The following is a 5949-nucleotide window of genomic DNA, read 5'->3' as shown; positions in this document are numbered from 1 at the left end:
GTATATTGTAACCATTTGATGTTCCATCTGCACTGTGAAGATATATACGAGGTATAGTTTTTTGAATATAAATATCTTGATCAGTTATATTGCCCTGCGTTGTCACGTTTTGTAGAGTTGACCATACACGGGTGGCTACTCGGCTGCCTTGTTCGGCCAAAGGCTCACTAAAATTAAACCTTGCGTTCCCGTCCTGCCATTCTAAAATTCTGTTTATTCCATCGTCGTTAAAGATGAAGGAAATATCATTTGCTGTGCCATCACCTATGGAAGCGGAATTGGTTTTGAAGGGATTGTTCTCTATATCATCCCACTCTACAGCCTCATCACCACCTGCACCTTCATCCACATATCCTACACTACTCTGACTAGCCCCAATCTTTTTATACGTCCAATCACTTGTTCTTATATATATTCCACTATCATTAATCAAAACAGTTCCCTCATACACTTGCCAATCAAAAGCAACCGTACCAGAAGTATTACCATACTTATGGACAATTTTAATTCTGAAATCACTATAATCGGGATCAATATAGGCTATTGTATAACCCGTAAAGTCCCCTCCTTTACTTCCTATCCACAAAAGAGTATCTTCAAGAGTAGTCCAAGCAGCTTGACTATCACTATATGCCTCTATATATACTTTAGCATTATAACGAGGAGTCAATGAATAACCCGTAATCGTTACTTTAACTGCAAAATTTTGATATGCTTCAGGTTGTCCAGAGGCAAAAGGTATGCTTATATACTCTGTTTTGTCACTATCCGTACTTGTAGTCTCTGTCTGTCCATCACCATCCAAAATAGTACCACTAGCGGGAGTATTTTTTGAAGGATCAAGCTCAACTCTTACACTTGTATCAAGAGGTTCTGCAACAGCCATTTTACCTTTCAAATAAACATCTCTTGAATAAAGCCCATATTTACCAGAAAAGTCCCCAAAAGCAGCATCATTCATGTTACTCAGATTACCCAAGGTAACTTTAATATTATCCTGGTCGTCAAAGGCATCTATTCTGTCAAGATCGGTAAAGTATTTACTAACGGGAGAATCTGTATCTGTTGCAGTCCAATATATAGCATTTTGTCGAGTAGTATCATTCACATTACCTCTCGACATTATTACATCACCCTCTGAAAGATCGCTTATTGACCCCGATGTATTCGAGTTTGCCTCACTTGTATTGCTTATATCCGCAGAATCCTGTGTGAGCGTTATTGTTGGATTGCCGTTACCTGCTCCTGGATTATTATGCTGCTTAACCCAACCAGTAACATATTTGATTTGATTACTATCAATGTCAACCGTTCTGACAACAAATATATCTGCACCATCAGTAGAAGTTCCATCTCCATCAACATCCCCCTGAAACTGGCTTACACCTTTTTCATTTGGGTCTTCAAGTGTAACAGTATTACTACTTACACTTTTAATTTTACCTCTAGCAGCACTGAGTATTTGACTACCTCCTATTGCTGAAAGTTGGTTTATAATAAGCTCTCTAAATATAGCAGACTCACGAACAATAAGTTTACGCATATTAAAATAACCATCGTTCGTAGCCTTCCACTCTTGTCCATTAAAATCAGTTGTTAGGCTAAAATTACTTCCTTGTGCATATCCTGTTAATTGAAAATTGCCTCCCAAATCAAAAATAGAACCATCCCATATAAGATTAGAAGAATAATTAAAATCGTTTCCGTCAGCGTTAGAAAAAGGTATTTGATTTTCTGAGCCAATACTGCTTACATCTAAAACATCATTATTGTTCTGACTCATTACAGAAGTCGAAATAAGTCCTGCCACCTGAATGGACTGATCTGTTATTGCTCCATTATCACATACATCGTCAAGGGTAAGGTCTGATTGTGAACCTGATTCTACACTAAAGTCTTTAAAGGGAATACGTCTCCATTTCCATCCATTACCCGTCCGTCTCAGAACAAGCATTGTATCAGTTGTCTTGGCATTGTTTATCTTACCTATGCCTGATATGTCAACGCTACCTTTCTCCATTGCAAATTATCTTATCGGTGCCTGTGAATAAGTTGAATATATTGCTGTTTTAATCTGCTCCATTGAAGGCAGACTAAAGTATTTCATTTTTTTAAGTTCCATGTTGTATTCAGATTTAAAATACATGGCATCATCTTTCCGCTTTTCCAGTGACGAGAGTTTCCAAAGCACAAAATATTCCAGCGGGCTTTGATATGTTACAGGTATCAAAGTATCCTGTGCCATGGAATCATCTATACCGGTTCCTATATAGTGGATAAAAATGTCTTCATCAGCGGTCTTGTCAAAAATTATTCTCCGGCCCTCGGTATCATCGGTGTAATAATACTTGCATACCCCTCCGGGAGTGGCAAAATTCCGGGCATACTCATCATTGATTTCTTTTACCGATTCAACGTTTTTATAATAAGGCAGGGGAAAATCATAGGTGTCTTTAAAAACAATATCACTTCGCTCCGGTATGGAGAAAAGTCGGTTGCCCTCGTTGTAGAAAATGTTTACGATTTTAAGCGCGTCTTCCGGGTAAGGCATCACACCATTGGTCAGGTTGGAGAGGTTTTCACTTGTTCTCTCTATGGCCCTGGGATCACCCATTTTTTTCATCTCACGTATTCCACGACCAACCAAGCCGAGCAGTTTCATATAATCCCGCTCGCCTCTGCCGGTGTAATATTGCAGTCCCTTGACCACGCTGTCTATTGTCATAAGTGCCGATGTCCCTGCCATAATTAACTATTTTTATTTTCCTGTTCATTTTCTTCCGTTACAACTCCAAGTTTCCTGTAAAGCTCTCTTACTGCCATATCTATTAATATTGACTCACTGCTTGTTTTAGGTACATTGGGAACATGAACCATTTCCTCGCTGTCATAAGAATAAAAAGCGGGAAGAATATCCAAATTCACCAAGTCACCGTCTTCCAATTTACTTGTAGAAGAGGAGTCAAACCACACGAGGGTTTGATAGGCTTCCAGACTAACACCGGAGGCAGAAATTACTTCCCCGTCAACCTGGCGGTCATACCAGAATGTTACCAGATCAACAAAGGCCATATCCAACCGGGACAAGTTGCGCCGCTCAAAATTGGAATTATACGGTTCAAATTTTACAGTGCTGTCAGTAGATTTTTCTGCGTGAAACACTCCTCCCTGGTAAGGGATTACCGGGATAACATATTTTGGCAGCTTGCAGAACAAGTTCCCTGATTTCTCGTCCTTGTAAACCTCTTGCCGATAAACCGTGTCCAGACAAACATCTATAAGGCTATGGTCGTAAAAATATACAGCCGTAATTAAATCACTGTAAAACCCGTCAAGTATAAACTCAATTATACGTGGGTGATACAGCTTACGGGCCATATTGGTGTTTTGATTGCCCATACGGTCTTCTACCAGTTCTATGAATTTTCGTTTGTTCAAAGTTCTAAATTTTAAATGTTTAACAATTAGTTCTTGTTTCATCGAAGACCACCCGACCTTTATGGTCGTGCAACCTATCTTCTCCACAAGCGTTACTTTCCTCGACTTCCGAGGTAGAGCCATATTTGGCTAAATTTTTTGCAGAATTTACATCCCGATCATGATGAATGAGGCACTTTGGACAAGTCCATTCCCTTGTGGATAGTGTTATTTCTGTGTTTTTATATCCACAAGAAGAACAAATCTTTGTTGAGGCAAAATACCTGTTTGCAATAACAACTTCTTTTCCATACCAATATGCCTTATATGCCAATTGTCGTCTTATTTCTCCAAAAGAAACATCATTTAACTGCCGGGCCAAATTATGATTTTTCACCATTCCTGCATTATTCAAATCTTCAATAACAATTCTATCAAAATTATCTACGAGGTATTTTGTGGCATCATGAATTGCGTTCTGCCTTATGTTATTGATCTTATAATGCAATCTGGCCACTTTTATTCTTTGTTTTCTCTTGTTATTACTACTTTTTTGCCTGCGAGAAAGTTTTCTTTGTTGGCGTTTTAACTGTCTAAGCCTCTTATTAAGTGGTTTGAGATTGTCAATTTTCTCACCATTACTGAGAATCATCATGTGTTTAACACCTAAATCCACTCCAACAGTCACTTGGTTTTCGCTAACCGGCGGAGCTTCATTAGGTGTTTTTATTGTTACAACAGCAAACCACATATCTGCTGTTCTTTTTATAACAACATTGTAAACTTTACCATCAAAGCGGAGGTTCTCTGCACACCTTACCCATCCAATTTTTGGTATCCATATTTTTTTGTGTTTATATTTGAATTTATTATTATTTTCCACAGCTACAAAACTGTCTTTTATACCTTTCTTTTTAAATCTTGGATATTTTGACTGCTTTTTAAAAAAATTCTTAAATGCCTTTTCTAAGTTATGAATAGCATATTGAGGAGCAGACTTAGTAACATCCATCATCCAAGGATATTTCTGCCTTTTTATTGCAGTAAGTTCCTTAATTAATATATAAGCACTAGATTTTTCTCCATTTTTATATCTTTCTTTCCACCTATTTAATGCCCAATTATAAGCAAATCTGGCAACACCACAAGCCTTCCTAAAGTAGATTTCTTGTCCTTTAGTTGGATAAAGTTTTATTTTGTGTGTTGCTATCATATTTATCTAAGTTTAAAATTTATCCAATTGTTCATTCGTTTGTTAATTTCATATATTCAAAGAGACTCTGTTTGCTATATGTAATTCCAAGAGTAGCAAGCATTTGTCCGGCCACTTCAATTTTATCTTCGTCGTTAAATTCCATCTCCACGGTTTTTGAATCATAAGAAGTGTCAGTTGACCCGTCCAGTGCCACCTCATCGCTTGACAGAGTAACAGTCTCTCCTTCCTCTAAATAAGTAAACTGTTGTGTGCTTATTGTAATATACCCGTCCAGATAAGGTTCTGTCGGGTACCGGATATAAATGATGTCTTTTAAAGTCACAGTAGCCGGTTTTACTTCCAAGCTACCACTTTGTAACCGGCAAATGGGATAATCTTTAGTAGGGGCTTTTATCTGTTTTTGCAACCGGTCATACCAGTCGCCAGTTGTCTCCAGCACTTCTATGAACCTGTCATCGTCGCTGCGGGCTTCAATAATTCTGGCCATATCATTCAAATTACCATAGGCCACACTACCGGACTCGTTAAGCCCGTATTGTTCTTCCTGCAATGGCCTCAATGTCATTCGGGATTTCCAGTCATGGGAATACCGTCGTAGGTGCAAATCAAAATAATTCCTTTGAGTAGCTTTCAGCAGATTGTTGAACTCATCATACTGCAAAAAACCTTCTCGCTCTTTATTTACGATGGTGTTTAGCAGTATTCGTATGTCATTGTTGTTTATAGCCATTACTTTAGTCTTTTACAGTCGGCAGAATATTATATGGTTTAAATGTCGTTGGTATTTCATCATTTTTATCTCCCAGGTCAATTGTATATTCATTGGTGCCATCAGATATGTGAATCCCGTAAACATAACTCCCGGCTTTTATATTGTTTTTCTCGTGTGGAACTTTTATAGTAATTGTGTCATCAGTTATATCAGTAGAGGTGACTTCAATTTTCGTTTCACTGGATTTTGGGTATTCCTTTACAGTCAGCGTAGCCTCATAAGATTCCAGCCCGCTTATATTGGAAACTACTACTGAAAATTCCAGCGTGTTATTTTTGGCCACATTTATAGCATTGCTCATGGTTGATAAATTTTACCTTTTACAGTTTTAGTGGGGTGTACTGTCCCCTTTATTTTCTTTGTAATTACTTTGCCTTTTACCTGCTTTTGCCCGTTTATTTTGCCTTTGACCTCTTGTTTAATATAAGTCGGCTTCACCATCTGCCCTTCAATCACAGTATCTTCAAGTGACCCAATCCGTTTGCCTTCATCGGAATCGTATATTGAGCAATAGATATTAGGAATGGTCAGGTCTTGGTATCCG

7 protein-coding genes are annotated in these 5949 nt (G+C 38.1%); all 7 read right to left on the bottom strand.

The window, feature by feature from the left end; translation table 11 throughout:
- Positions 1 to 2020: hypothetical protein (locus tag QZ276_RS05000; protein WP_292485851.1), on the bottom strand; the 2020-nt coding region annotated here is incomplete at its 3' end.
- Positions 2021 to 2026: 6 nt separating this feature from the next.
- Positions 2027 to 2746 carry a hypothetical protein gene (locus QZ276_RS04995; protein ID WP_292485849.1) on the bottom strand — a complete coding sequence of 240 codons (720 nt, stop codon included), beginning with the start codon at positions 2744 to 2746 and terminating at the stop codon, positions 2027 to 2029.
- A gap of 2 nt (positions 2747 to 2748) precedes the next feature.
- Positions 2749 to 3480 (bottom strand): hypothetical protein, encoded by a 732-nt coding sequence (locus tag QZ276_RS04990; protein ID WP_292485848.1) that lies wholly within the window; start codon positions 3478 to 3480, stop codon positions 2749 to 2751.
- On the bottom strand, positions 3458 to 4630 hold the full coding sequence (locus QZ276_RS04985; protein WP_292485846.1) for an RNA-guided endonuclease TnpB family protein: 1173 nt from the start codon (positions 4628 to 4630) through the stop codon (positions 3458 to 3460). Before QZ276_RS04985 ends, QZ276_RS04990 begins: the two co-directional genes overlap by 23 nt.
- Before the next feature lie 31 nt (positions 4631 to 4661).
- Positions 4662 to 5363 (bottom strand): hypothetical protein, encoded by a 702-nt coding sequence (locus tag QZ276_RS04980; protein ID WP_292485844.1) that lies wholly within the window; start codon positions 5361 to 5363, stop codon positions 4662 to 4664.
- Positions 5364 to 5367: 4 nt separating this feature from the next.
- On the bottom strand, positions 5368 to 5706 hold the full coding sequence (locus tag QZ276_RS04975) for a hypothetical protein (RefSeq protein ID WP_292485842.1): 339 nt from the start codon (positions 5704 to 5706) through the stop codon (positions 5368 to 5370).
- Positions 5703 to 5949: hypothetical protein (locus tag QZ276_RS04970; RefSeq protein ID WP_292485840.1), on the bottom strand; the 247-nt coding region annotated here is incomplete at its 5' end. The genes QZ276_RS04975 and QZ276_RS04970, both read right to left, overlap by 4 nt.

Source organism: Methanohalobium sp., assembly GCF_018609725.1.
In the GTDB taxonomy this organism is placed as follows: Archaea; Halobacteriota; Methanosarcinia; order Methanosarcinales; family Methanosarcinaceae; genus Methanohalobium.
The sequence above is the reverse complement of the archived record's forward strand: the minus strand, read 5'-3'. Positions and strand labels throughout refer to the sequence as shown.